Origin of the sequence: Rossellomorea sp. y25 (genome assembly GCF_038049935.1) — a bacterium.
Lineage (GTDB): Bacteria > Bacillota > Bacilli > Bacillales > Bacillaceae_B > Rossellomorea.
This window is the reverse complement of the sequence record NZ_CP145886.1, coordinates 2,148,943-2,174,885: the sequence shown is the minus strand read 5'-3', so window position 1 is coordinate 2,174,885 and position 25,943 is coordinate 2,148,943. Positions and strand designations below refer to the sequence as shown.

Annotated in this window: 24 protein-coding genes; 5 read left to right on the top strand and 19 right to left on the bottom strand. The window is 39.5% G+C overall.

Going from position 1 to position 25,943, the window contains the following annotated elements:
- Positions 1-257 precede the first annotated feature (257 nt).
- From AAEM60_RS10800 to AAEM60_RS10790, 3 genes are all read right to left on the bottom strand, one after another.
- Positions 258-1,079, bottom strand: coding sequence for an undecaprenyl-diphosphate phosphatase (locus AAEM60_RS10800; protein WP_341357902.1), 822 nt, complete (start codon positions 1,077-1,079; stop codon positions 258-260).
- Positions 1,080-1,124: 45 nt separating this feature from the next.
- Entirely contained in the window at positions 1,125-1,436 is a 312-nt protein-coding gene (locus AAEM60_RS10795) for a hypothetical protein (RefSeq protein ID WP_299741175.1), read from the bottom strand.
- A gap of 202 nt (positions 1,437-1,638) precedes the next feature.
- The gene (locus AAEM60_RS10790; RefSeq protein WP_187443370.1) at positions 1,639-2,541 is read right to left on the bottom strand and encodes a YitT family protein; all 903 of its coding nucleotides are present in this window, start codon (positions 2,539-2,541) and stop codon (positions 1,639-1,641) included.
- Between the two features lie 408 nt (positions 2,542-2,949).
- Here AAEM60_RS10790 and AAEM60_RS10785 point away from each other — a divergent pair, with 408 nt between their 5' ends.
- Together AAEM60_RS10785 and AAEM60_RS10780 are read left to right on the top strand one after the other, a co-directional pair.
- Positions 2,950-4,203, top strand: coding sequence for an ATP-binding protein (locus AAEM60_RS10785; protein WP_341357901.1), 1,254 nt, complete (start codon positions 2,950-2,952; stop codon positions 4,201-4,203).
- A gap of 131 nt (positions 4,204-4,334) precedes the next feature.
- A complete protein-coding gene (locus AAEM60_RS10780; protein ID WP_341357900.1) occupies positions 4,335-4,712 on the top strand; it encodes a hypothetical protein in 378 nt (125 codons plus the stop codon).
- Between the two features lie 95 nt (positions 4,713-4,807).
- Here the strand turns inward: AAEM60_RS10780 and AAEM60_RS10775 are convergent, their stop codons facing one another.
- The 8 genes from AAEM60_RS10775 to AAEM60_RS10740 form a co-directional block, all read right to left on the bottom strand.
- The gene (locus AAEM60_RS10775; protein WP_341357899.1) at positions 4,808-6,661 is read right to left on the bottom strand and encodes an LTA synthase family protein; all 1,854 of its coding nucleotides are present in this window, start codon (positions 6,659-6,661) and stop codon (positions 4,808-4,810) included.
- A complete protein-coding gene (locus AAEM60_RS10770; RefSeq protein WP_341357898.1) occupies positions 6,658-8,268 on the bottom strand; it encodes an aminotransferase class V-fold PLP-dependent enzyme in 1,611 nt (536 codons plus the stop codon). The genes AAEM60_RS10775 and AAEM60_RS10770 overlap by 4 nt, the downstream gene beginning before the upstream one ends.
- Positions 8,269-8,302: 34 nt before the next feature.
- Positions 8,303-8,857 (bottom strand): glycerol-3-phosphate acyltransferase, encoded by a 555-nt coding sequence (locus AAEM60_RS10765; RefSeq protein ID WP_341357897.1) that lies wholly within the window; start codon positions 8,855-8,857, stop codon positions 8,303-8,305.
- A 63-nt stretch (positions 8,858-8,920) separates the two neighbouring features.
- The gene (locus tag AAEM60_RS10760; protein WP_341357989.1) at positions 8,921-9,649 is read right to left on the bottom strand and encodes a TIGR02206 family membrane protein; all 729 of its coding nucleotides are present in this window, start codon (positions 9,647-9,649) and stop codon (positions 8,921-8,923) included.
- Positions 9,650-9,959: 310 nt separating this feature from the next.
- Entirely contained in the window at positions 9,960-10,757 is a 798-nt protein-coding gene (locus AAEM60_RS10755; protein WP_299741164.1) for an alpha/beta hydrolase, read from the bottom strand.
- A gap of 315 nt (positions 10,758-11,072) precedes the next feature.
- Positions 11,073-11,405 carry a hypothetical protein gene (locus AAEM60_RS10750; RefSeq protein ID WP_341357896.1) on the bottom strand — a complete coding sequence of 111 codons (333 nt, stop codon included), beginning with the start codon at positions 11,403-11,405 and terminating at the stop codon, positions 11,073-11,075.
- Positions 11,406-11,669: 264 nt separating this feature from the next.
- Entirely contained in the window at positions 11,670-11,963 is a 294-nt protein-coding gene (locus AAEM60_RS10745) for a TIGR04104 family putative zinc finger protein (RefSeq protein ID WP_299741160.1), read from the bottom strand.
- 65 nt (positions 11,964-12,028) lie between these two features.
- Positions 12,029-12,205 carry a hypothetical protein gene (locus AAEM60_RS10740; protein WP_299741158.1) on the bottom strand — a complete coding sequence of 59 codons (177 nt, stop codon included), beginning with the start codon at positions 12,203-12,205 and terminating at the stop codon, positions 12,029-12,031.
- Between the two features lie 176 nt (positions 12,206-12,381).
- Here AAEM60_RS10740 and AAEM60_RS10735 point away from each other — a divergent pair, with 176 nt between their 5' ends.
- Positions 12,382-13,158 (top strand): MBL fold metallo-hydrolase, encoded by a 777-nt coding sequence (locus tag AAEM60_RS10735; RefSeq protein WP_299741156.1) that lies wholly within the window; start codon positions 12,382-12,384, stop codon positions 13,156-13,158.
- Between the two features lie 46 nt (positions 13,159-13,204).
- On the opposite strand, the gene AAEM60_RS10730 is transcribed toward AAEM60_RS10735, so the two are convergent.
- From AAEM60_RS10730 to AAEM60_RS10720, 3 genes are all read right to left on the bottom strand, one after another.
- The gene (locus AAEM60_RS10730) at positions 13,205-13,810 is read right to left on the bottom strand and encodes a YitT family protein (protein ID WP_341357895.1); all 606 of its coding nucleotides are present in this window, start codon (positions 13,808-13,810) and stop codon (positions 13,205-13,207) included.
- Positions 13,811-14,011: 201 nt separating this feature from the next.
- Positions 14,012-14,719: a DNA alkylation repair protein gene (locus tag AAEM60_RS10725; RefSeq protein ID WP_299741152.1), complete on the bottom strand. Its 708-nt coding sequence runs from the start codon at positions 14,717-14,719 to the stop codon at positions 14,012-14,014.
- 56 nt (positions 14,720-14,775) lie between these two features.
- On the bottom strand, positions 14,776-15,834 hold the full coding sequence (locus tag AAEM60_RS10720; protein ID WP_341357894.1) for a trifunctional transcriptional activator/DNA repair protein Ada/methylated-DNA--[protein]-cysteine S-methyltransferase: 1,059 nt from the start codon (positions 15,832-15,834) through the stop codon (positions 14,776-14,778).
- Between the two features lie 246 nt (positions 15,835-16,080).
- Here AAEM60_RS10720 and AAEM60_RS10715 point away from each other — a divergent pair, with 246 nt between their 5' ends.
- A complete protein-coding gene (locus AAEM60_RS10715; protein ID WP_341357893.1) occupies positions 16,081-16,995 on the top strand; it encodes a hypothetical protein in 915 nt (304 codons plus the stop codon).
- A gap of 45 nt (positions 16,996-17,040) precedes the next feature.
- On the opposite strand, the gene AAEM60_RS10710 is transcribed toward AAEM60_RS10715, so the two are convergent.
- The 3 genes from AAEM60_RS10710 to AAEM60_RS10700 all read right to left on the bottom strand — a co-directional run bounded on the left by AAEM60_RS10710 (position 17,041) and on the right by AAEM60_RS10700 (position 19,723).
- Positions 17,041-17,646 carry an alpha/beta hydrolase gene (locus tag AAEM60_RS10710; protein ID WP_341357892.1) on the bottom strand — a complete coding sequence of 202 codons (606 nt, stop codon included), beginning with the start codon at positions 17,644-17,646 and terminating at the stop codon, positions 17,041-17,043.
- Positions 17,647-17,660: 14 nt separating this feature from the next.
- Entirely contained in the window at positions 17,661-18,641 is a 981-nt protein-coding gene (locus AAEM60_RS10705) for a ring-cleaving dioxygenase (protein ID WP_299741145.1), read from the bottom strand.
- Positions 18,642-18,877: 236 nt separating this feature from the next.
- On the bottom strand, positions 18,878-19,723 hold the full coding sequence (locus AAEM60_RS10700; protein ID WP_341357891.1) for an STAS domain-containing protein: 846 nt from the start codon (positions 19,721-19,723) through the stop codon (positions 18,878-18,880).
- 514 nt (positions 19,724-20,237) lie between these two features.
- On the opposite strand from AAEM60_RS10700, the gene AAEM60_RS10695 reads away from it, so the two are divergent.
- Complete coding sequence (locus AAEM60_RS10695; RefSeq protein WP_299741141.1) at positions 20,238-20,435, top strand: hypothetical protein; 198 nt, start codon at positions 20,238-20,240, stop codon at positions 20,433-20,435.
- A gap of 216 nt (positions 20,436-20,651) precedes the next feature.
- Here AAEM60_RS10695 and metH read toward each other — a convergent pair whose 3' ends face one another.
- Both metH and AAEM60_RS10685 read right to left on the bottom strand, forming a co-directional pair.
- Positions 20,652-24,098 (bottom strand): methionine synthase, encoded by a 3,447-nt coding sequence (gene metH, locus AAEM60_RS10690; protein WP_341357890.1) that lies wholly within the window; start codon positions 24,096-24,098, stop codon positions 20,652-20,654.
- Positions 24,079-25,929, bottom strand: a complete 1,851-nt coding sequence (locus tag AAEM60_RS10685; protein WP_341357889.1) for a bifunctional homocysteine S-methyltransferase/methylenetetrahydrofolate reductase — start codon at positions 25,927-25,929, stop codon at positions 24,079-24,081. The genes metH and AAEM60_RS10685 overlap by 20 nt, the downstream gene beginning before the upstream one ends.
- Between the last annotated feature and the right edge of the window lie 14 nt (positions 25,930-25,943).

Genomic DNA, 25,943 nt, shown 5'->3' with positions numbered 1-25,943 from the left:
GAAGTGTAAAATAGTACTCTTCGCTTAAGTAAGATAACGGTTTTCCCGATTATGGATACTGACATTTCACCATAATAGCTCCGAGGTGGTAAGTCATTCCTTTCTCTTCAGGGCTCTCAGCCGGTGACCCTGCTCTCTGATCAAGAAAAAACAGAATGAATCATGTCCTCATCTTTGCTTTCGTATAGTATATTCAATTTAGAATAAAATTGTTATTGAAATTATATGGTAGTATTTTCTAACTGTCAAGAGTGATTTTAGTAAAAAACAAGAAATATTATCGCGACCAGAACCAGTCGATAAATGGCAAAAGGAATTAACCTGATCTTATTGATTACTTTAAGAAAAAAGTGTATTGACAGATAAGCGAATAGAAATGCACTTAGAAATCCAACCAATAAAAACGGTAGAAATTCAGGGGTGAAGTACATCCAGTTCTTCATTAGAGAAAGGGAACTTGCTCCCAACATGATCGGAACCGCCATAATAAATGTGAAATCTGATGCTGCCCGGTAGCTTAACCCAAGTAAAACCCCTCCGGAAATGGTCGAACCCGACCGAGAAAAACCTGGCCATAATGATAAGCATTGAATAAGCCCAATCATCAGCGCTTTTTTATGGGTTATCTGATCGACATTCTCCACTGTGACAATCTTGGGACGAAACAAATCCGCTGCAATCATGAGGAAAGCACCGATTGTTAAACCAGCCAGAACTGTATTAAGCGAAAAAAGATGCTCATCGATATAATCCTCAAATAACAAGCCCAGGATCACTGCAGGAATTAATCCAGCCAGAATATGGGTTAATTTTAAATTGGATGATTTATTTGCGGTACGGTGTTTAAATCCGAGCAAATCTTTAAATCTTTCTCTAAATACAATGACAACTGCTAAAATTGATCCTAATTGAATCACAACTTTAAACGTATTTGCCGGATATTTACCCAATATCTCTTTTGATTTGATCCATAAATCGTCTACTACAATCATATGACCAGTAGAAGATACAGGGGCAAACTCCGTTAACCCCTCAACCAAACCTAAGATGAATGCTTTTATTAACATGATGACGTCCATTTATCAATTCTCCTCTATCTTTTATTCATTCTGTTTATAGGACAGTCACGAAAGATAGTTGGAGTGATATTTCACGATGACCTCAAAGCCGGTTGAATCCCCACGGTAATGGGAATAGAGTCGGTCATTGGAATGAATGGGAGAAGTTAGAGGTAGAATTCTTTTAAAAGGAATTCTACTTTTATCTTCTATTTTCTTCGTCACTAGAGGAGGAGTTAATGAGAAAGAATCATCGTCAAGAAAGGCCATCTGCGCTTGATCCTGAATGACTTCTTCTCCACTATGAGCCTGTATGGCGTCTATCTGCTGAAAAATTCCACAACAGCAAAATAGCACAAGCAACATGATTTTCTTCACACTTTTCCCCTCCCCTCCCGTGATAATCTAGCTTATCATACTATAACCGACAGGGGACGACAATAAGGAAATGTACGCTATTGATCAGAGCACTTCCAATGAATCATCAGCCAAAATGTTCACGAAAGGAGTCTAAAATCAATTTTCTGAGTCAAATCAACAAAAAGCACAGTAAAGGGCTTCCCTATACTGTGCTTCTGACCTAATGAATATCTTTCTTTTTGAACCTCCCCCCCCTTACCTCTGCTATATCAGCAATAGCTAGAAAAGCGGATGGATCATGTTCAGCGACGATGTCTTTAAGTTTGGCTTCCTCCAGACGTGTGATGACGCAGAATATCACTTTTTTGTCATCTCCTGAGAAGGCTCCTTCCCCCTTCAAATAGGTCACTCCTCTCCCCAGTCTGTGTAAGAGAGCATCACCGATTTCCTTATAATTTTCACTTATGATCCAAACCGATTTGGATTCGTCCAACCCTTTAATGGTAATATCAATCATTTTAAAAGCTACGTAATAGGCCAGAAGTGAATACATGGCTCTATCCCAGCTAAATACAAATCCGGCGGAAGCCAAAATGAATAGATTGACAAACATAATAATTTCACCTACAGAGAAGGGCAGCTTTTTACTTGATAAGATAGCAAGAATTTCCGTACCATCCAGGGATCCACCGTAACGAATGACCATACCCACTCCTATTCCAAGAACGATTCCTCCGAATAAAGAAGCCAGTAGAATGTCTTGTGTGAAGGCAGCTACCGGATGAAGAAAAGTAGTTGAAATCGACAGTATAATAATGCCGTAAAGTGTAGAGAATGCGAAGGTTTTTCCGATTTGTTTATAACCGATGAAGAAAAAGGGGATGTTGAGAATAAAGATGAAAAGACCAAGTTTAACGCCTGTAATATGGGAGAGCATAATGGAGACGCCAACGATTCCTCCATCAATGACCTGATTCGGGACTAGAAATATTTCAAGACCAACTGCCATAATCATCGCCCCGATGGTAATGAGGACAGCTCTTTTCACTACCTCTTTAAGGGGAATCTTTTTATGCTTTACTTTCACTTGCTGCAATTGATTTATTACCTGTCCTTCAATCATCTTCATTCCTCCTCCAAAGATAAACATCACGCGACAACTACTGAACTCATCTCACTGGAATCAAAATGATCTATGTAACAAACAGAAAACCAATACCCTTAAGTTCCCTAAAACAAGCTTGTATAACTTATATATTCTATTATCCCCTCCAAAATACCTGCTTATAGTAAGGGACGGACCTCTAAATGAGCACAGTCCAACTTCCATTGGCTTAACGAATACTTTGTTTTAATCCTTCTAATCAAGTTATCCAGCCATTCTCTATTTAACATTTCAAGGTCCGTCCCTCTGCCATTAAATTTGACTCGAAGGGGAAAATGAAGTATTTTTAATACTTGTATATTCATATTTTGGATAAGCTGGAACTGTTTTCTGTTTCCAGGTAAATTAGGTTTTGGAGGCTTTTCTTTGATTACATTAATCAAAACTTTGTTGGTCAATATTACAATATTGTTTTCATTTACGTATAATGCTAACGTATTATTTCCATTTAAAGAGAAACAAGTTCCACATTTTAAACATAAAATCACTTATGGTCTTATCGCATCCTTTGGGGCTTTACTGTGTATGCTCTATCCGATTGAAACCCTTGGAGAAACTCACTTTGACTTACGCATGATCGCCATTTTAATTGCGACAATCTATGCCGGTTTATTATCAGGATCGATCGTTTTAGGATGCGTGATCATCTTCCGCTATTTAATAGGCGGTCCATATGTCATGGTTGGAATAGCGGTCTCAGTTCTGGCATTTGTAATAGGCATTCTCTTTCGTAGGCTGTTATTAGATACACAATATAAATTATTGGGGAGTACAATCATCTTCCTGGTTCATTCATTGTTTTACATCACGATTATAAACAACTATATTCCTATTCTTCATTTGCCGTTTTATTTTATTTATTTCTCTGTTTTCTATTTTACTTTTCTAGCTCTGGTGTTCATTATTGAACATTTGATTCGAACGAACAAACAGATCGAAGAAATGGTGTATCTCGATAAATTGAATATGGTGGGCCAGATGGCAGCTTCTATCGCCCATGAGATTCGAAATCCCCTTGCAACCGTCAGAGGGTTCATCCAGCATCTAAGCGAGGACACTGAGGATGAACAGTTTAAAAGGTACTCTCCTCTTATTCTAAATGAATTAGATCGTACGAATAAAATCATCACAGATTATCTTAGCGTAGCAAGACCTGGTGAATTTCAGCTGTCTACAATCAACCTGGAAAGAGTGATTCAGGACTGTGTCGACTTACTAAGACCATTTGCCTCCTATTCGAATACATCGATACTATTCCATCAAAATGGCACCCATTATATTAAGGGTGATGAGCATCATATGAAGCAAGCGATTATGAACGTCATAAAGAACGGTATTGAATCCATTGATGAAAATGGGGAAATCATCATCTTTTTAAAAGAAGACTCTTCCAGGGACAATGTGGTAATCAATATTTCAGACACGGGAAAAGGAATGACTGGGGATGAGTTGAAAAAGATCGGGTTACCTTTTTACACCACGAAAACAAAGGGCACCGGCCTTGGAAGCATGGTGACGAATAAAATCATTCGTGAAATGGGTGGAATGATTGAGTACGAAAGTGAGTTGAATAATGGCACCGTCGTGAAGATCCGTCTACCTCTCACAACTAAACAATAATTCTCACCAAAAGCTTAGGGTATTTTAACCTAAGCTTTTTTATTAAAAAATCTCATCTCTCTTAATCTATGATACACTTAATTCATCAAGATTTTCCAGTTCTTTCACAACCTGATGGGAGGCTAAATACAATGAGCAAAAGATGGACATTCCTATTTCTAATAGGTCTAATCGTAACACTTTGCAGTATAACCATTCTCAATAAGCCGACAGAAAAAGATTTTACCCTTTGGCTGCAAGAAGAATACACTATTGATTGCAATAAAGACTGCTCTATCATTGAATTGGAAAGTGGTAATGGCAACATCACAGAGAGGATTAAGCTTGCAAATGGAAACGGAGCCTTTTCTCCTGGACTATTTACATTACATATAAATAGACACTACATAAGCCTGAATGACCCGAACCGCATATTTAGTCTAGAAGTCATCGGATTTAATGGAAGATTCTACAAAATGAATTCCGAAAATCGGATTGAGAAATACGGTCTGTTAGAAAATCGGGAATGAATAAAGAACGCAATACGGTTTACATAATTATATTATTGATAAGTGTATACCCATTACAAACCCCGACTCTACAATAGAGCCGGGGTTTCTGCTTGCTATTCCAAAAACCTCAACAAATCTCCATAAATGATATCATCCGACATCCCCAACTCTTTTCTTACCGTTTCTTTGAACGGCTCGCATAATGATTCAGTAGCGGATGTTTCACTATTCTTGTCATAGCAAACATTGTCTTTAAAGACGTACTTTTCTGTAACAAAATCTCCATCCCTGAAAATGACTGGATGATCTTCCTTTCTAGTGAACAGGTTATGACCAAATGAAAGATTATCTTTCATCTTAATCCCCAATAAGTGAAGAATGGTTGGACGAATATCGATTTCTCCCCCTATGGTCTCAATCGTTTTCCCTTTTTCTCCCGGGACATGGATAATGAGGGGTACCTGCTGAAGCTTCACATGATTCACCGGGGTATCTTCCTGCCCCAAAAGCTCGAACACTCCATTTTCATATTTTTCTGAGATGCCATAATGGTCTCCATAAAGTACAAATACAGTGTTCTCATACATTCCGTTTGCTTTAAGCTTGTTAAATAATGTCTTTATCGCTTCATCCTCGTAACGTACCGTGGTGACATAACGGTTAACAACATCCTCCCCTGTGGAAGCCTCTGGAATAAGTTTATCTTCTTCTTCTAATAAAAAGGGAAAGTGATTCGTCAGCATTATGAGACGCGTATAAAATGGTTGCGGCAATTTTTCAAGATATGAAATAGATTGTTGGAAGAACGGAATATCCTTTATTCCATAATTGACTGAGTTATCTTCAGATACATTGAAGTCTCTTTTCGAAAAGTAGCGATCATATCCTAACGATTCGTACATCACATCACGATTCCAAAACGAACGATCATTCCCATGAAAAACAGCGGCATAATAATCTTCTTTCTGTTTCAAAATATGGGGCATGCTTTTATAACGGTTATCAGGTTTACGAACAAAAGCTGATCCACTAGCTAAGGGATATAATCCTGTATCAATCATAAACTCAGAGTCTGACGTCTTTCCTTGTGCAGTCTGGTCATAAATTTGATTGAAATAAAAACTATCCTTAATTAAAGAATTCAAGAACGGTGTGATTTCTTCTCCGTTGACTTTTTGATTGATGACAAAATTCTGTGTAGATTCCATACTGATTAATACGACATTTTTTCCTTCTGCAACTCCAAATAAGTCTGACTCATTACGCTTCTTGGATTGTGTATATTTAAGGGATGCTTTTGTATCTGATTTACTGGCAAGCATCTTAGTGAATGGAACCGTAGATTCGACCCCAATATCATATAAATGATAATTATAAGGTCCCACTGATTTGACCATTTGCTCTCTGTCGTAGGATTCAGCAAATAAATACGGTGATTTCACTAGCCCTAATCCAACTGTAACGAGTAGTAACAGGAGGCTTAATCCGATATATGAAAGCTTCCACCTTTTTGACACATTAACGGGATGAGTCCACTTTTTCTTTAATAACCATCCGAGCAGAAGGAAATCTGTAATTAAGAGAAGGTCCCAAGGACTCATCAGTTCAAATGTACTTGGCCCGATGCCCCCTACATTTTTAAACTGAAATAGAATCGGAACGGTTACAAAATCGGAGTAAAACCTAAAATACAATAGATCACCGTATAGTAGACCAGTTGCAATCCCCATGGCAAGGACGACAACAGAGGGTTTTATCTTTTTTGAGAAATAAAAACTGAACCCGACTAATATCATTAACGAACCAATGGAATTGAATAAGATAAGTAATAAGTCCAAGAAGGATTCTATATGCAAATTAAATCCAATAAGGGAAACTAAAGCGGTCTTTAACCATAGGGTTACAAGGGCAAACCCTACTAGTTTATATGTTTTAAAACGGGAGAAAAAAAGGGTTATCCGACTCATTTAACAGCCCTTGAATCGACATTGCTTTGATATTCTTTGTTGAGTATGTTCATTGCTTTCAAAACCTTTCGTTCGTTTTGTGTTCCCATGAGTGCCACCTGCACCCAGTTCCTCTTAACCAAATAGTCACTTTCGTAGCTTAATAAAATACCTCTATCTTTACAAACATCTCCAAACTGTCTACTACACTGTTCCCTCTCTAGTGCAATTGTAATCACTCCTGGGGAATAGTTTTTATCACCTAGTATATGAAATCCTCCTAGTGTTAACACACACCGTACTTTATGAGCTAATTTTTCATGCATTTCATACTCAATAAAATGCAGTGCCTCCTTTAGTGCCCTTACTAGGTTAGATGAGTGGGTAAATGGGATGCTTCCATTCACCTCGTACATTCCCATATCCAAGTACCTTGGAATTGATGTGCTGGATTGTATATCGTCCCTATGAAATACAATAGCGAGGCCGGGATAAGAGCCTAACCCCTTCCCACTGACTGTTGTGGCAAAGTACACTTCCTTGAAGTTCACTGGAATGGTCCCAACAGAACTACAGGCATCGACGCATAGCTCTACTCCATACGTTTTACACAAAGAAAGTAGCCCGTCCAAGTCATACAAATAGCCTGTCGACGTTTCACAATGAACCGTCCAAAGCCATTTTATGTTCTGATTTTTCTGGAGTAGGCTTTCCACTTCGACCAATGAAATGGGTTCATTCCAATCCTTTTCAAACGTTTGAAAATGTAAATCAAACCGGTATGCGTGATCAATCAACCGGTACCCAAATTCTCCGTTTGCCAGGATAAGGCCGCTGCCTGACAAACATTTCAGCTGAGCTGCAACCATGTCATTAGATAGGGTACCCGTTCCCACTGCAACTTCTGCATAGTTTGCGTTTGTTATCTCGCATAATGATCTTTTTACTTCTTCCATTTCATGAATAAACATCGTGCTTCTATGAGAAACGGGTTCTCTTTTGAAAGCTTCTTCTACCTTTCCATGAAGTGGAACCGGCCCTGGAAGGAAAGAAAGCGGAACTGATTTTTCTGTTTTGCGAATCATTAATCGCTGAAAGGCTTTCGTCGAATTTTCGAAGCTATGACGGGTTAAATACATTGGCTGGAATTTTGCCCCTTCCTCCCCTACTAGATCGGCAAAGGGCTGGAAACCTATTCGTTTATACAATTTCAGCTGACGAACCGTCCCTGAAATGAGAGCCATCGTATATCCTTTCTCCAAACAATAAGATACTAAACGCTCACATAATTGATAAAAAACCCTCGTACTTCTATACGCTTCCTTTACAGATAATAAGCGAATTTCACAAGGGACAGCATCAGTCGGCAAATATTCATTAAGATTTCTCAGTTTTAAATCCAATGAGAAGGGACGCTTGGCACGAACTGCAATCATGCCCACCACTTCACCTTGATCTTTAGCAATCACATATGTATTTTCATCGTGAAACTTATCAATCAGTTTGCGTTCTTGATTTCCTTCGTGCTGAGGTATTTCTTCTACAAAGGTCTCATAATTCAATGTATAAATTTGTTGAAACTCATATGATTCACTTGCTATTTTATACTGAAGAGAAAGGTTGTCCATTCTCGTACCTCCTATGTATCGACAGATTGCTGCTTCATCGTTTATGAGCCCATAGTACAAAAACAAATAGTGACAATAATCCGATTGAAATGGTGAATGAACCCTCAAGCACATACGCCGTAATCGGAATGCTTGCCATTGAAAGAAAACCGGCCATGGGGTATCTTCTCAAAATTAGATATAAGATTCCCATAGTGATGGCGAAAATCCCAATGGTAAGGGGACTAAGAAATAAGGCAGATGCTAAATAAGCAACTACTCCCTTTCCCCCGTGAAATCCAAGCTGGATTGGAAACAAATGTCCGATCATGGCAAATATCGAACTGAGAACTAAGTAACTCTCGCCTTCTGCCAGTTGTGCCGTGATCATGATTGCAAGAATCACTTTCCCGGCATCAATCAGGAGCGTCAGAAGAAATCCTTTTTTCCCTATTGCTCTACCTGCGTTCGTCGCACCGACATTTCCGCTTCCCAGTTTACGGATATCTTCACCGGTAAACATTTTCACTATATAATAAGCACCTGTTATACTTCCCAGTCCATAAGAAACCAAAATGATAATACTTATGATCATACTATTACTCATCATACCTACACCTGTCTTTTCTTATATGTTAATAGACGGATTGATACCCGAGAAAGTTTCATATATTTACAATTCCCCTACACTCTTCCTTTTTCTTAAGAGATAGAACGGTAAATAAAGGAGGATGAATAATATAAGGGCGACACCTTCAAGAGCAAGGAGGTACCAGGGATACTCGCCTAAATAATCTATGGGACTTGCATTATACGGTTTATGAGAAAGAAACATATAATTTGCTCCAACCAGTCTGTTCAACAAAAACACGAAAACAGCGATCAGATTTAAAGCGATGAATGCCCTAACCATAGATCGGAACGTTATTGTGAAGCCTTCTATCCATACCATGTACAAACAGGATATAACGATCGTCAGATGTGCTAAGAAAAATTGAAAATAACGAAAATGAGGAAAACCAAAAAACAACTCAGGTGTCACGATGGCAATAAAAGCACCCGTCATACTGGCAAAAAAACTGATTTCAAAGATTCTATAGCTTTTCGTTATGAGCATGATCGTGCACAGATACAATGAGATGGAACATAATTGAAACGGCAAATTAATGGCTACATCCCAATGATCATTGATAAAGTACCAAATCTGAAATAATGCTTCACTCAAAACCATAAGCACCACCAGAAGCCATTTAAACACACTCTTACCCCTGCCGTTTAGTTGATTTCTGAACACATACAAACCGATCATACATCCAAACGAGACAATCATTGCTACCACATGGGATACCGAAAACAACTCAAAAGGATACTCCTCATATCTAAAATTCATCATCTCTTTCACCAAACCCCTCAACTCCCCTTCGAACACCCATCTATACTATATTCTCTTAATCCTTCCTCAATTCCTTTAAGGGACGGACCTCCCCAAAGATATCTAGCAATCATCGCCCTTAACACAATCGAAATATTCCATCCCTCCCCATTCCCTTGCTCTAAGTATTTAACCCCATGACAAAAAAATCCCCGTTAAGAATCAATCAGATTACTTAACAGAGATTTCTCCACTCTATAACTATATAAATCAAGTTTGCAACTAACATACATCTATAAAAAAACTCCCATCTCAATAAGGAAATGGGAAATTTTTTGCTTTATTGAACCTTACGCAATGGAACGTCTTGGTTCTTATAAATGAAATCAAGAGCCAGTCGATTAAATTCACTTGGCTTCTCTACATTGCACACATGTCCACAATCCTCAATGAACACTTTCGTAGCTGAGGGATCTCCCTTTGTATCCTGATCAAGTGACTGAACAAATAGATGATCTTCTTTCCCGGAAATATAAAGCTTAGGAACATGAGAAGCCCTTTCCTGCACAGAAGCGTACGTTGATTTCACAAAGGGTGTCAGACGATACCATCCGAGAAAATCATTACGATTCATTTTCTTTGCTTCGCGAATGAATAACTTTCTCGAAATTCTGTGATTGCTTTTAGGCATCATGATGTAGGCGAAAATTTTATACAACCACATGAATGGGATCATGTTTTTCACTGCATCACCAATTTTAAGTAGTGTATTGGATAATAAATTGAATCTAGTGATACATCCCCCTAAGACGGCACTTTTTACTCTGTTTGGAGCAGCTTGTAATAAAGCGTGAATTAGAACCGATCCTAAAGAAATTCCAATAAAATGAGCACGTTCCACTTTAAGATGATCTAATACCTTAAGAACTTCACGCACATTTAAATCAATTGTAAACTTTTCATTATATGATTCTACGCTTGGGGACTCCCCATGCCCGGGCAAATGAATCGTTATTACATTATAATATTTTTTGAATATATCGAGCTGCTTACCGAAAATTCTCGAGTTTCCTCCAATTCCATGAAGAAACACCACATATTCTTTGCCGACTCCTTGATGAACATTGTATTCTAGCATCAATTCTCTCCTTAAAACAGCATAACCTACCAAAAGAATGAATGAATCAGCCAATTATTCGAGAACCGTTTTACTTCTATTAACTATTCTTTAATGTAAAAATCGATTTTCAATACAATTGCTTGATGCACTCTAAACTCTTGAAGCCTTACCTTAATTATCTATCATTCTAAACTATATGAAGTCGCTTTGTCATATAATAGCTGAAGAAATTCCGAACATTTTGTGATGAATGGGAGAATACCTGCCATTTTTAGAAATCCCTTACATTTATCGACATGTGGCCATCTAATTTTCAGCTCGGTAACAAGAAGCCTATACTTCCTTCACCATCATGACATCTTTCGTGAGCTCACTTAAACCCAATTCCTTTTGGATATCCTTTTCAGGAATATCTGACGCATGAAACGTAATGGTTTCGGCTCCCCTTGACCTTGCCTCGTTCATCAACACACAAATCATTTTACCCTTATGAGTCTTGAATTCTTGTAAAACCCCAAATGACAATACTTCACTATACTTTGTATCTTCACGTAACGTTATGCCCATGACGCCAATCATCTGTTCCTCGTAAAAAAACGCAATGGAAAAGTCAAAGTCAACGGATGAATAGTATTCTTCCATCATTTTGATTTGGGCTTCATTCACTTCAACCTTTTCCTCAATTATGGAACGCCAATCTTCAAATTTTACTTTGCACACAATTCCCATATTAACAGTGTAACTTATGAATAAATTCCCTCTCAAGAATGTACTAAAACAAAATGTAGATCCAAACCTAATTATGAGATTGGGATACATTTTCTTTCATATGCCTTACTACCGCACTAAAGAAGTGTTAGAAGAATTAAATAACGGACATTAATCAATTTCCAAAAAAAGAGCTACCCAGGTCGGCAGCTCTCTTTACTATTATTTTTTATACTCGTATTTAACGAACAACGGTAGAATCAACGAGATCACAAACGCCAAACCTACGATCACACCAAAAGTCATCGGTTTTGATAACCCTTGTTCAGGTGCAATCAATAATCCGAATACAACTGCTGGAACGATGATTAGAAATGAAACAAAAAATTTTGAGGCAAAATTTATTGTATGCTTTTTACCACATTGACTGCACTCAATAGGTTTATAAGATCTCCAAATGGAGAATAATAACTCTTTCCATTGAAACTGATTCTTACATACATTACACTTCTGCAAAGCATTTCCCCCTATGTAAAACATCTACTCTACTCTCTAGTGTACCATTTTTAACACTTGAGGAGTTACTTTTCTTCACATGAAACATTCCAAGAAAGGATCCCTTCTTCCACCTCTGCTAAACCCTCGTTGCTCTCACACGCTTCAATTGCCTTTTTTAAACCCATTTTATCTAGCATTACGATGGTAATCACCATCAGAATCGTAAGGATTACAAGTAAAGACTTCTGTTTCACCTTCATACATTGAAAACCCCTTTAAAAAACGCCTGATATTCCACTTATAGGGAATTATACCATATCTACCCTCCGAATTGACCTATACAAGGAAATTCGCACTTAAATATATATTCATGCAGGAATTTAAAACTTTCATTCGAATTATGTACTATAACACTTATACATAAGGGGTAACTGCATTGATACAATCATTTAAATTAAACGTTCAAACATTAGGTCAGAAGATGCCCGTTTATATTTTTAAAGTCGATGATGTTCTTGTTGATACGGGACCATACAGTATGAAAAATGAAGTACGTACTATTTTTAAAGAGCTCCAGATTAAAGAAGTCATTCACACTCATCACCACGAGGATCATACTGGTAATAGTTCTTGGATTGAAAGGTTTTACTCCATTCCTCAATGGATTCATCCTTTAGGGGTGGAAAAGTGCAATGACAATACTAAACTTCCTTTTTACAGAGCTATGTTCTGGCATAATCGTCCAGCGTTTCACCCTTTACCACTTCAGAAGGAAGTATTTAAAACGTCGAAACACTCCTTTAGAATTGTTCATACACCTGGACACGCTGAGGATCACATTGTTCTCATTGATGAAGAGAAGGGCATTTGCTTTTCTGGGGATTTATATTTATTCCATTCTCCTACTTCTAATTTTTCATTCGAGTCTGTACCAGAACTCATTCGATCAATAGACAAAACACTGCAGTATTCCTTTCAAGAAGTGTATTGTTCACATCAGGGGTACTTGAAGCATGGGAGAAAGCTTTTAGAGAAAAAACGAGACTATCTTATCAACCTTCAAGAAGCCGTCACCAAAGCCCACCTGGAGGGAAAATCGCCTAAAGAAATTCGTAATCACCTGCTGCCAAAAAACAAACTCTTTCAATACATCTCACTCTTTGAAAACTCGCCTACACACACAGTCAAATCAATCATCAAAGAAATATCCTAAAAAGGAAGGTCCGTCCCTCTTCACGTACGAGGGACGGACCTTCCTTTTAATGATCTTCGATGCTGGTGAAGTTTCGTTTGAGTTCAAGCTGACAAATGATATCCAAGATTCTTGTTCCGATGAATTGGCAGGCAATAGCAAATAGGATGATTTTCAAATCTACCACGATTCCTGTCAGAAGTAACAGATTACCATTAATGACAAACAGTGTTTTTCCAGGGGTGTATCCTCTAAGCTTTGAAATGATTAGGGCTAAAATATCCATCCCACCTGAGGATGCTCCCATTCTGAAAAGGATGCCTATTCCTATTCCGAAAAGGATGCTGCCAATGAGGAGATCAAAGAAAACAATTGAAACTGTACTCGTGATTAAGGACGATGTGAGATTCACCACACCCGATGTGACTGTCACACAATACATGGTCCATATGGTATTTTCTTTTCCTAACCATTTAACTGCCGCTAATAATAAACCTGCATTTAATACCCACAGCGTAATGGCAAATGGAACATTCATCAAATAGTTTAGTAGTACACTTACACTTGCGGCTCCACCTGAGGGAATGAAGTGAGGAAACAAAAAAACCGACATGGCCAATCCTTGAATGCTTGCTGCTACACCTAAAATAGTACCTTTTCTTACAACATTCATATGTACATTGCTCCCGATTCTGTATAGGACTCTATTTCATAGTCTAGTAGCTCTTTACCCACTGTGCAACAGAGAAATGAAAATGGATAGATGGACCACTTAATATCCTTCACAAATTACAGGCATATTTTCAGGTAAAGCAATGGTTTAGTACTATTAACTCGGACAATTAAATCTTTTCCAACCCACTTTATCTTTCATTTAACAAATGCATGTCTTCCTTTTCACACCGACCCTGCCTTTATCTTCTATCTTCTTTATGTAGCTTGTAGCTACCGGTACTTTACATGCTGTATCTCCAACATCGACATGTACCCTCCCAATTTTTTTCGCCACTTGTTTTGCCTCATCTAACAAAGGAGCTACATGTGCTCCAACAGAAATGACAAATCCATTCATTACGTAACGTACTCTATTTCTCTCTTCATGAATCGTATTTTCAATATGTTTCAGATACTGTTTGATTTCGTCTATATTGATTTCTTGATCTGAGGTTATACTAATATACCCTGCATAGGCACTCCAACCAGCCGTTGCCACCATTTCATATTCCGATTTGATCCACTCGTTTGCTAATTCAATAGCGTAGGCGCTCTCCGCGGTTACATTAGCGACAGTGTATTCAGCCAGCATATACCAATCTGCTTTATCGACCCAATCCTGTAGCATTTCCTTATTCATATTTTTGGGATTTACAGATAGCCCCGCCAGGTACATGGCATCGAAGTTGCCCGATTCGTACAGGCTTAGTACAAGCCCTTGATCATTTTTCACATGTTTAACCAGTTTTTTTAAGTCACCAATTTTCACTCCGAATAATGGTTCATGTGCGCCATGACGTAAATATGTATTCTTGGTCTGCTCGTTCCCCATTTCTTCAAGTGCTGCCATCACTTCATCAAAATTCATGTTTAACCACCTCTTCAACATTAATTGTTCACTTGTTTCTTCCTATACATGAATAGTTACTTCTTTCCTTCATTCATCTTCCTTTCATGTTCGATCAACCATTTTTTCCGGGTAAGACCTCCTGCATAGCCGGCAAGATCTCCATTTGTTCTGATCACTCGATGACAAGGAATGATGATGGCAAGCTGATTACACCCATTTGCCCTTGCAACTGCTCGAACAGCTGCTGGGCTGCAAATATTTTCAGCGATTTCAGTATAGGATCTGGTTTGTCCACAAGGTATCCTTTGCAATTCTCTCCAAACGTTTTCTTGAAAAGGCGTTCCGGTGATTTTCAAAGGGGTTTGGAAGATTGATAAAGCGCCTTCAAAATAGGCATTTAATTCCTTTTCAATGGAACGAAGTGGCTCTGTAGTACCGGGAATGATTGCTGCCTTTGTTTTCTCCCGCATTCTTTCCACTTCTTTTTCTAGACCGCGTCGGTCAACAAACTCCAACAGGTAAAGTGCCTCTTCGTCGGAAATTCCAATCATCGGTCCAAGTTTCGTATCAACCCAAGCTGCTTTAAGTATTTGATGTTGATGTGACATAGCGGGTGCTGTTCCCATAATTCTCGAAAAAGCATCTCTAAATCCACTGCTTGATTCATATCCCGTTGTAAGTTGAGCATCTATGACCATCGCCCCTGACCTGATGTGCTTCATGGCAAGCCCCATCCTGCGGGCTCTGGCATATTCCACAAAGGTCATACCGAACCGCTTCTTAAATTGACGCCGAGCAGTTGATGCATCAATGGATAGCTCCTGAAAATCCTTATCCTTCCAACGTTTTTCAGGATTTGATTCAACAGCCTCTACCAGCTTTTTCACGACATCCGAAATACTATTTGGGTACGTTAACGGTTGGCATCTTTTACATGGTCGAAACGACGCCAGAAGGGCTTGTTGAGCTGTTTCATAGAATTCACAGTTCTCAAATTTAGGTTTTCTTGCAGGACAAGTCGGGCGGCAAAATACACCTGTCGTTTTAACCCCTACATAAAAAACCCCATCATATTCCGTTCTTTTTTCAATTAAAGCTTGATAATACTCCCTTTGTAATTCGACTGAAATCATCCTCATTCCTCCATTTTATCATCCTAGTCTTATTATAGCTCCAATCAAAAAACGCTGCCGCCGAAAATCAGGCATCGTTTTTTTAGAATTATTGAAGTTCCATTCATCTCTACGAATACTGAGGGACGGACCTATGTATTCCAACAAAATATTGTAACAAGCAGGGATTCTATAACCCAATAGATAAAGTATTAAAGTAGCGAATATTTATCATTCAACCTAAATTACTATAAAGGAGAATCCCTTATGAAACTGACAACACAACAATGGAATACTGCAGCTACCTATATCAAAACCCATGCAAGACCAATTGATCAAAAGATATTCAGCTATTTTTTTGAAGAAGGAAGTAAAGAGGAAGCAATCATAGAATTATCTCGTTTCCAAAATGCTGACGGAGGATTCGGCCGCTCTTTAGAGCCAGATTTCCGCTTGGATAGTTCATCTCCAATGGCAACAACCGTTGGATTACAGTTTGCCAAAGACTTAAAGCTTTCAGCCAGCCATCCTATCGTTCAAAAAGCGATGAGCTATCTACATGACACATACGATGAGCAAATCAACGGCTGGCATGCTGTGCCTGAAGAAGTTAATTCTATTCCCCACGCTCCCTGGTGGCATTTTGATTCTGATAAGGGATATTGCCGCGTTCAAACGACTTGGGCGAACCCTAACGCTGAAATAGTAGGTTATTTCCACTTGTTCCACCCAGAACATCCACGCTTACAAGAGTGGACTGAAAGAGCGGTCACAGAATTAAAGAATCTTCCACATCCGATAGAAATGCATGATTTTCTCTGTTATCAACGACTCCTTTTTGAGGTGAAAGAAGAAACGGAATCCAATCTCTATAGAATTCTTTCTTCTTCCGTACGAAAGACGGTTTGTACCGATCCATCACGCTGGAATGAATATGTAGCCAAACCATTGCAGATAGCCAGTCATCCTGCTTCCCCGTTTTATGAAGCGTTAAAAGCGGAGGTACATATGCAATTGAATGTCGAAATTGAAGCACAACACCAGAAAGGTTATTGGCATCCCAGTTGGTCCTGGTTCGGTCAATTTGACGAGACATGGCCAGTTGCTGAAAAGGAATGGAGAGGAATATTGACCCTTGGTATGCTACGGATTTTAAAGACCTATGGTAGGGTAGAATGTTAATTAATAATAAAAAATCCGGAAGACTTCCCTTCCGGATTCTAAAAATTATTTAAAGTTGTCTTCAAACCATCTTTTTGCTTCATCTACTTCGTCACGACGAAGCTCGTGACCGCCTTCAGTCCAGAACTCTTTCACCTGTGTTCCGGCATCATGAAGATTTTTCACAAGTTCTTTTGTCTCTTGTAGGGGAATGAGTGGATCTCGCTTACCAGCCCCAATGAATACATTAACATCACTTAAATCGGGAAGCTCGACATTTCGTCTTGGAACCATGGCATGAAACAGGATTCCACCTTTTAATGCATCCTTGTAATGATACATTAAACTAGCCGCGATATTCGCTCCATTGGAGTAGCCTAACGCAACGATATTGTGACGATCGAATCCATAGTTATTAGCGCTCTCGTCGATGAATTCATTTAATTCCTTCGTTCGGAATACTAAATCCTCTTCATCAAACACTCCTTCCCGTAAGCGGGCAAAGAAGCGGGCCATTCCATTTTCATCCACATTCCCTTTTACGCTTAATACCGAAGCATCGGGCTCAATCATCTCAGCCAGCGGTAATAGGTCCCGCTCATCTCCACCTGTTCCATGAAGGAGTAGAAGTATGGGTAAGTCTTTATTTCCTTGTTTAAAAAGATGTTTCATGCTGCCTTCCTCCTTTATTCTTTTGTATCTAAGGGTTTTAATTTAGCTTCTATGGAATCTCTTTGTGCTTCAAAATATGGTGGAAGTGATAAATTTTCACCTAAAGTATCAAAATCTTCATCGGTCTCAAAGCCAGGTCCGTCTGTAGCCAGCTCGAAAAGAATGCCATTTGGTTCACGGAAGTAGAGGGAACGGAAATAGTATCTTTCAACAAAGCCTGAATTCGGCAGGCGGTTTTGAGTGATCCACTCTACCCACTTTCGCAATTCATTTTCATCTTCAACACGGAAAGCGACGTGGTGAACACTTCCTCTTCCCGGTCTTTCTTGCGGAATATCGCTCCGTTCTTCTATATATACCTCTCCACCAGTACCGCCATCCCCTGTTTCAAACACGCGGATATCGGGTTGTCCATCTACATCTGAAGGAAAAGTCCTTGTTTCTCTAAAACCTAATACGTCTCTCAATACCATTGCCGTGTTTTCCCCACGGGCGACCGTCAGCGTAACAGGACCCAGGCCTACAATGCCATGCTCAACTGGTACAGGGCTCTTGTCCCAAGGCTTGCCGCCAGGAACTCCTTCGTTCTTTTCATCTGACACAAGCATGAGACGCTGTCCTTCAAAATCACGGAAGCTCAGTGTTGCCCTCCCACTATTGTGAGAAATCCCGTCATGCTCGACACCTTTCTCTTCAAAGCGGTTTTGCCAAAAAGCAAGAGACTCATCCGTGTTCACTCGCAGTGCCGTTAATGAAATACTATTCGTCCCTTTATACGTATGCCCCGCATGTGGAATTTCGAAAAATGTCAGGTCCGTCCCTGGATTTCCTCTTTCATCTGCATAGAAAAGATGGTAGACGGATGTATCGTCTTGGTTGATCGATTTTTTCACGAGTCGAAGCCCTAGTATTTTTGTATAGAATTCGTAATTTTTCTTTGCATTTGCTGTAATCGCAGAAACGTGATGCTGCCCTTTAAGTGGTTTTAAGTTCATAGCAGATTCACTCCTTTGTGATATGCTTGCTTACTTACTATCTACATCATACACAAAAATTATCTTTAATTCAAGATATTTTATTTCAAAGTGTTAGCTATTGCTTTTTCTATTCTCTTTTCTTGTGTACGCTGTTTCAATAAGCCTGTTTTTCGTAAACCTTGTCACTATTCGAAGGAAATCCACCAAAAAAAAGCATCCGTACACCTTGTACGAATGCTTTTCATTCTATTCAATTATACGACTTCATTATTCTTAATGGTCAGAGCCTGTGACAGAGTTGAGGTAATCGTAAGGTTTTCAAAATTCACTCCAAGCTGAACGGCTGTTTGTGCTATCTCTGGGCGCAGCCCAGATAGAATCGGCTTAACACCGATCAACTGAAGTGCATCTATTAGCTGAAAGATTTGATGGGCAACCATCGTATCTATTAATACAACTCCAGATAAGTCGATGAACAATTGAGAAACTTCCTTGTTAACACATTGTTCTAACGCATTCTCTAATATTAATTCCGCTCGTGAAGGATCAATATTACCAACAAGGGGTAAAAGTGCTGTATGTCCATTTAAGGATATGACAGGTGAACTTAATTCATTGATCACTTCCTGCTGGGATTGAATCTGCTCTTCCACCACTTTCGTTTGCAGCTCAACAAATCGCAACATAGCCCGGTCAAATGCTTCAATGATTACTTGATTCCAACGGCTGAATTGTTCGAATATGTTTTCTTCCATATGAGTTTCCGCATATTCTTTCAAGAATTCCAGGTATTGATGTCTAACCCTCATGAATTCTTTAAGAATATAGTGATTTGGCGTTTCTAGATGTTCTTTGTCCTCTGCAATGGTCAAGACCCATTCATCGATCCTCTGGTTAAACGTTTCTTTATCCTCAGCAAACACACTACAAAGAATGCCGTGAAACTCAAAGTTTTGTTTTTTTAAAGTTTCTATCACCTTGGGATCTGAGGAAGTATAAACACCACTTGTTGTGTTTTTATCCAGGGAGTTATACCAATCTTCCGTTAATTGACGAGCCTTACTTAATAAAAATGTATGTAGTTCCCGATTTCTGTGCATGTATGATTCCTCCTATGATATTATTCTTCTTCCCTGTCTGACGCAATGAGTAGTTGGGAAATCATACTCTTTTCTCATGTAACTTCGTATAAAAAATTTGACTTTTCGTACAGGTTCAAGTTGATCAATTCACTGTAATTCTCGACATTTTCTTATACTATCCCTCATTCTATATCACATTCATACCAAATTTCCATTCAGACACACTTATCTGTGAGCATTCCAGGTCCGGCCCCAAGTAATACCATTTACTACACTATTCAAATTTAATAAAAATCCAGATCAATTATGAGTATATTCTAAAAACATTACATTATTTTGTAAAATCAACTCTACAATTCACAATATAAAGTGTATAATGGGGGTATTAACTGAGAAACAGACAGCAGGTATGTCTCGATATACTATTTCGATGTATATGAATCTCCTACTAGAAACCAACCGCAAATCTTAATATGATGTCGTAATCCTACTACTTAGTCATTTGTCAAAATAGTTGGGAGCTGATGAGAGAATGAAAAACAATTTGACAAGAAGGTGTATTGAATCACTTGCTATCCAAAGTGCCTATCATTTCTGTGAGACTATAGGAATCAAACCCAGTTTAGTCAATCTGACGATGATTACAGGATTCTCAGAAGAAAGAATACTGGAAATACTCGAAACGAAGTTTAGTAATCAAAGTGTTAAAACAGAAGATCACTCTTTCTAACTCTGTGTTTCCCCTTTATTACTCTACAAGCCGATTGTCCTTCATCCCCTAACCTTTAACTTTAAGTTCTTTCATCACCAAAAAATTCCATTTTTATTTTGAAACAGTGGGTCCTTGCCGATCTTACCAGCAGCTTAATAAGAATAGACTTTTGAACTTATCGCCATAAGTAAATAAGGCAACTCCACTTTGGAAGTTGCCTTTTTAATATGAATTTTATAATACATTAAAATACCTTGCTTCAGGGTGAGCGAAGACCATCGCTGTTACCGATGCTTCTGGTTCCATCATACATCCGTCTGTTAAATGGATTCCAATTCTTTCAGGTTGAATTAGCTTAAACAGCTTTTTCTGATCCTCAAGTTCGGGACAGGCGGGATAACCAAATGAAAAACGCTGTCCTTGATAGAGAGTCCGGAACCGGTCCTGCATCGTAAAATCAACGGGATCAGGGAACCCCCATCTGCTTCTCATCATTTCATGCACTCTTTCAGCCAGTCCTTCTGCTGTTTCTAAGGCAAGAGCCTGCAGGGCGTGACTTTCAAGGAATCGGCCATCTTCCTTCATCTCACTTGCCCACTGCCTGATTTTCACACCGGCCGTTACCGCAAAGAAACCGACATAATCCATTTCTCCACTTTCTACCGGCCGCAAGTAATCTGCTAAACATAAATGCTGATTTCCTGCTTGTCTTGGAAAATGAAATCGTTCTATTTCTGTGGAAGAATCATCCGGGTGATAAATAACAACATCTTCTCCATCTGATTGAGCAGGGAAAAATTGATATCTTGCAGCTGCCTGAATCATCCCTTCCCTATTTGCTTTTTGGAACAATTCATCTGTTACTGCTTTTAGACCGACCGTCCGCTCGTCTCCCTCTTCCAGTAATCTTGAAATTTTCCCTTTAATCCCCAGATGATGCCCAAGCAGCATTTGCTGATTAATGTAGGGATGAATTTGATCAAGTGAAAATTCTTTTATGGTATGTGGAATCAAGTCAGAAGGGACATGAACCTTTACATCTTTTGCAACTGTTGAACGTACTTTCACCGCAACAGAAGCTGTATTTCGATTCGGTGAATCTTCATTCGAAACGACCTTACTTAACTTATCGCGACACTCTTCTTCCAACTGCAATCTTGTTTCTTCATTTTGAATCTTATTCATGATGCCAAGTCCATCCATTGCATCCTTCGCATAAAGAACCAGCCCATCGTATTCCCGGCCAATTTTATTCGTAGTGAATTTTCGGGTGAGTGCCGCACCACCTACTACAAGAGGAACTGAAATATCAGACTGTTTTAAATCTTGAGCAGTAATGACCATTTGTTGGGCAGACTTCACAAGGAGCCCGGACAAACCTACGATATCCGGCTTTTCTTCCCGTATAACTTCTATCAGTTCCTGAGGGGTCACTTTAATGCCTAAATCAATCACTTTATATCCATTATTACTGAGAATAATATCAACGAGATTCTTACCGATATCATGAACATCCCCCTTAACCGTAGCTAAGATCACTTTGCCTTTCGAAGATGAACTTTCCGTTTGTTCCATATGTGGTTCCAAATGAGCAACGGATGCTTTCATGACTTCGGCACTCTGTAATACCTCCGCTACAATCAGCTGGTTATCATTAAATAATCTTCCGACTTCACTCATTCCGGCCATAAGGGGGCCATTGATGATATCCAGGGGAGCATCATATTTCTCCAAGGCGATATTTAAATCGGCAATCAGTCCCTCCTTCGTCCCTTCCACCACATAATGAGCCAGTCTCTCCTCTAGATTCATAGTATTGACGGGTACCTTTACTTCTTTCTTTTTCCCTCTATAAAATGCTGTAAATTCAGCCAGGGTTTCATCCGTCGTTTCAAATAAGAGTTTCTCCGCCATTCGAACTTCTTCTTCAGGAATAGAGGCAAAGCGCTCTAGTTTTTCCGTATTGACTATGGCATAATCAAGGCCCGCTTTTGTACAGTGATAAAGATACACAGCATTGAGGACTTCTCTTCCGACAGGAGGCAGTCCAAAAGAAACATTACTAACCCCTAAGATATGAGGGCATTCAGGTAAGGCTTCCTTAATCCGTCTTATCCCTTCAACGGTGGCATTGGCTGAACCGATATATTGCTGATCCCCTGTTCCCACAGGGAATACGAGAGGGTCAAAGATGATGTCTTCTGAGGCAACCCCATATTTCTCTGTTAACAGTTTATGTGAACGAAGGGCAATGTTTACCTTACGTGCGACTGATACACCCATTCCTTTTTCATCAATCGTCCCTACTACAACCGCCGCTCCGTATTCCTTCATCAGCTTTGTAATCTTCTCAAACCGCTCCTCTCCGTCTTCAAGATTAATCGAGTTAATGATTACTTTCCCTTGAGAATATTTTAAAGCGGTCTCTAGCACTTTCTCATCCGTTGAATCAATGACAAGTGGAACTTTTACTTTTTTCACAACCTCCTGGATAAATACATTCATATCATCTACTTCTTCACGATCGGGATCTGCAAGGCAGATATCGATCACCTGAGCTCCATTTTTCACTTGTGCTCTCGCAATCTCTGACGCTTCTTCTATCTTATTTTCTGCAATCAATCGTTTAAATTTACGTGAACCGATGACATTCGTCCGCTCTCCGACCAGAATCGGTCTTCTGTCTGCATCCTCATAGACGAACGCTTCAATTCCCGACACCGCATGAGGGTGAGACTCATTGGGTTTACGAGGAGGTAATCCCTTTACCACATTTGAAAGGGCACGAATATGCTCCGGTGTCGTTCCACAGCACCCTCCAACAAGATTCACCCAGCCTTTCTCAGCAAAACCTTTCATCTTTATACTGAGTGAATCAGCCGTCTCATTGTAATTTCCTTCTTCATCAGGAAGTCCTGCATTCGGATAACAGCTTACATAGGTAGTGGCTAAGCTTGATAAGGAACGGATATGGTCACGCATAAATTCAGGTCCTGTTGCGCAGTTTAGACCAACTACCAAAGGGTTTAAATGTTCAAGGGATAAATAAAATGCTTCGATGTTCTGGCCGGCGAGTGTAGTGCCCATAGGCTCAATGGTTCCGGATAACAAAATGGGGATCACTTTCCCTCTTGATTCAAAAGCAGTTCGAATTCCGAGGTTTGCTGCTTTTACATTTAACGCATCCTGACTCGTTTCAAGTAACAGGACATCGACTCCTCCATCGAGAAGACCTTCTGCTTGAACCCGGTAGTTGTCTACTAAGTCATCGAAGCTTACCCCTCCTGTAACAGATAAGGTTTTGGTAGTGGGACCGAGAGATCCTGCAACAAACCTGGGCCACTCGGAAGTTGAGACATCTTCTACTGCTTTTTTGGCGATTTCAGCTGCTACTTTATTGATTTCGTATGCTTTAGATCCTATATCATATTCGTCCAACACAATGGGGGTTGCCCCAAACGTATTCGTTTCAATCACATCAGCCCCTGCTTTCAAATATTCCAGGTGAATCTGATAGATGACCTCCGGCGCTGTTAAAACCAGATTTTCATTACATCCTTCAAGCTCTTCTCCACCAAAATCCTCTGGGGATAAATTCGCTTGTTGAAGCATCGTTCCCATTGCTCCATCGAGTACGAGTATTTTTTTCCTAAGCTGTTCTTCAAACAAAGTGATGGCCATAGGGAACCTCTCTTTCTGTGCTGGTTTTCTCTTGTATATGATGAATCAGTTCAATGCTCATATCGTACCTGACAAAAGGCGTGATAAGATAAATCCCATTAAAAAGATCTATTGCTGTATCAAGTAAGTCTTTTGCAATATCCATTCCAACTGCTCTTGCAACTACAGGATCACTTCCCGCTTCCTTCATTCTTTTTCTTGTTTCTTCTGGAACATTGATTCCCGGTACTTCATGATGGAGAAACTCAGCATTTCTCGAACTGATTAATGGCATGATTCCGATAAAGATCGGAACATCTAAATGCTTCGTAGCTTCATGTACTTGAATCAGCTGTTCTTTCCCAAAGATCGGTTGAGAAATGAAATAGTCAGCTCCGGCTTTCTTTTTCTTTTCAAGCCTTTTTACAGAAGCGTCTAAATGACGGAAATTTGGATTAAAGGCCGCTCCTACTGAAAATTGAGTACGTTCCCGGAGTGACTTACCGGAAAAGGATATCCCCTCATTGTTTTGTTTGATGAGTTCAATAAGTTCAAGGGAAGATAAATCATAAACGGATGCTGCCCCAGGAAAGTCTCCAATCTTCGCCGGGTCACCCGTAATCGCTAAAATATTGTGAATGCCCAACGTGTGCAATCCCATAAGATGGGATTGAAGTCCTATCAGGTTACGGTCCCTGCAAGTGATGTGAACTAAAGGTGTAAGATCAAATTTGGACCTGACCAGACTCCCAATGGCGTCATTACTAATACGAGGAGATGCTAACGGATTATCAGCAAGCGTGAGTGCGTCAATTCCAGCTTTCTTTAATGCCTCAGCCCCTTGGAAGAACAGCTTCGTGTCGAGATGTTTAGGTGGATCGAGTTCAACAATGAGTGTTTTCTTTTCTCTTACATGCTCATGCAGCAAGTTTCCCCTGATTGAAGGTGATGATAACTGAACAACCTTTTTTGCTTTCACCACTTTCTCTTTAACAGGCTCACGGCTTTTTAATCTGCTTGCTACAGAACGAATGTGATCAGGTGTGGTTCCACAGCAGCCTCCAATGATTCTTGCACCTTGCAGTCGCAACTCATTGCTTATATCCCCAAAGTAATCAGGCTCAGCAGAGTAATAGAATCGACCTTCTTCATAGTTTGGCAGACTGGCGTTTGGATAGACGGAAAGAAATGCCCTTTTAGGTAATGGAACTTCCTCTAATGAGTTCACCATATGAAATGGCCCCATGCGGCAATTGATACCGACAACATCGGCCCCTAATAATTCTAATTGCTGAAGTGCGTCTTTTATCTCCATTCCATTTTGAAGAACTCCTGTTTCATGTAGAGAAACTTGAGCAATGACAGGAATGTCCGTTTCACGTTTGACAATGTTTAAAACCGTGGTTAATTCCTCGAAATCATAATAGGTCTCAAGCAGGATGCCATCTACACCTTCTAATAATAAACAGTAAAGCTGTTCCCGAAAGCTTCTTTTGATTTCTTCCAGCGACACATTTTGTTTAATGCCCCTGATTCCCCCGATGGTCCCCAGAATATAGGTGTTAACACCAGCGGCTTTTCTTGCTAGACGCACTGCAGCTGTATTTATTTCCTTAACCGAATCCTCCAATCCGTATCTGGAAAGCTTTTGATAATTGGCTCCATACGTATTGGTCTGAATGATATCTGCTCCTGCATCAATATACTCCTTATGGACTTTCAACACTTCATTTGGGTGGGAAAGATTCAATTCTTCAAAGCATCTGTCCACTCCATATGAATACAACAACGTTCCAATGGCCCCATCTGCAATCAAGATTCTCTCTTTCAGTGCTTCTAGCAACGGCTTCATGACATTCCCTCCTT

Excerpts from the sequence above, each read along its gene's own strand:
- AAEM60_RS10715 (WP_341357893.1), top strand. The coding sequence starts at position 16,081 with ATGAAACTGACAACACAACAATGGAATACTGCAGCTACCTATATCAAA.
- AAEM60_RS10685 (WP_341357889.1), bottom strand. The coding sequence starts at position 25,929 with ATGAAGCCGTTGCTAGAAGCACTGAAAGAGAGAATCTTGATTGCAGAT.
- AAEM60_RS10770 (WP_341357898.1), bottom strand. The coding sequence starts at position 8,268 with ATGGACAACCTTTCTCTTCAGTATAAAATAGCAAGTGAATCATATGAG.
- AAEM60_RS10725 (WP_299741152.1), bottom strand. The coding sequence starts at position 14,719 with ATGAATTTTGATGAAGTGATGGCAGCACTTGAAGAAATGGGGAACGAG.
- AAEM60_RS10710 (WP_341357892.1), bottom strand. The coding sequence starts at position 17,646 with ATGAAACATCTTTTTAAACAAGGAAATAAAGACTTACCCATACTTCTA.
- AAEM60_RS10730 (WP_341357895.1), bottom strand. The coding sequence starts at position 13,810 with ATGAATGTTGTAAGAAAAGGTACTATTTTAGGTGTAGCAGCAAGCATT.
- metH (WP_341357890.1), bottom strand. The coding sequence starts at position 24,098 with ATGGCCATCACTTTGTTTGAAGAACAGCTTAGGAAAAAAATACTCGTA.
- AAEM60_RS10695 (WP_299741141.1), top strand. The coding sequence starts at position 20,238 with ATGAAAAACAATTTGACAAGAAGGTGTATTGAATCACTTGCTATCCAA.
- AAEM60_RS10765 (WP_341357897.1), bottom strand. The coding sequence starts at position 8,857 with ATGATGAGTAATAGTATGATCATAAGTATTATCATTTTGGTTTCTTAT.
- AAEM60_RS10700 (WP_341357891.1), bottom strand. The coding sequence starts at position 19,723 with ATGCACAGAAATCGGGAACTACATACATTTTTATTAAGTAAGGCTCGT.
- AAEM60_RS10790 (WP_187443370.1), bottom strand. The coding sequence starts at position 2,541 with ATGATTGAAGGACAGGTAATAAATCAATTGCAGCAAGTGAAAGTAAAG.
- AAEM60_RS10720 (WP_341357894.1), bottom strand. The coding sequence starts at position 15,834 with ATGATTTCAGTCGAATTACAAAGGGAGTATTATCAAGCTTTAATTGAA.
- AAEM60_RS10800 (WP_341357902.1), bottom strand. The coding sequence starts at position 1,079 with ATGGACGTCATCATGTTAATAAAAGCATTCATCTTAGGTTTGGTTGAG.
- AAEM60_RS10740 (WP_299741158.1), bottom strand. The coding sequence starts at position 12,205 with ATGAAGGTGAAACAGAAGTCTTTACTTGTAATCCTTACGATTCTGATG.
- AAEM60_RS10780 (WP_341357900.1), top strand. The coding sequence starts at position 4,335 with ATGAGCAAAAGATGGACATTCCTATTTCTAATAGGTCTAATCGTAACA.
- AAEM60_RS10705 (WP_299741145.1), bottom strand. The coding sequence starts at position 18,641 with ATGAACTTAAAACCACTTAAAGGGCAGCATCACGTTTCTGCGATTACA.
- AAEM60_RS10775 (WP_341357899.1), bottom strand. The coding sequence starts at position 6,661 with ATGAGTCGGATAACCCTTTTTTTCTCCCGTTTTAAAACATATAAACTA.
- AAEM60_RS10755 (WP_299741164.1), bottom strand. The coding sequence starts at position 10,757 with ATGCTAGAATACAATGTTCATCAAGGAGTCGGCAAAGAATATGTGGTG.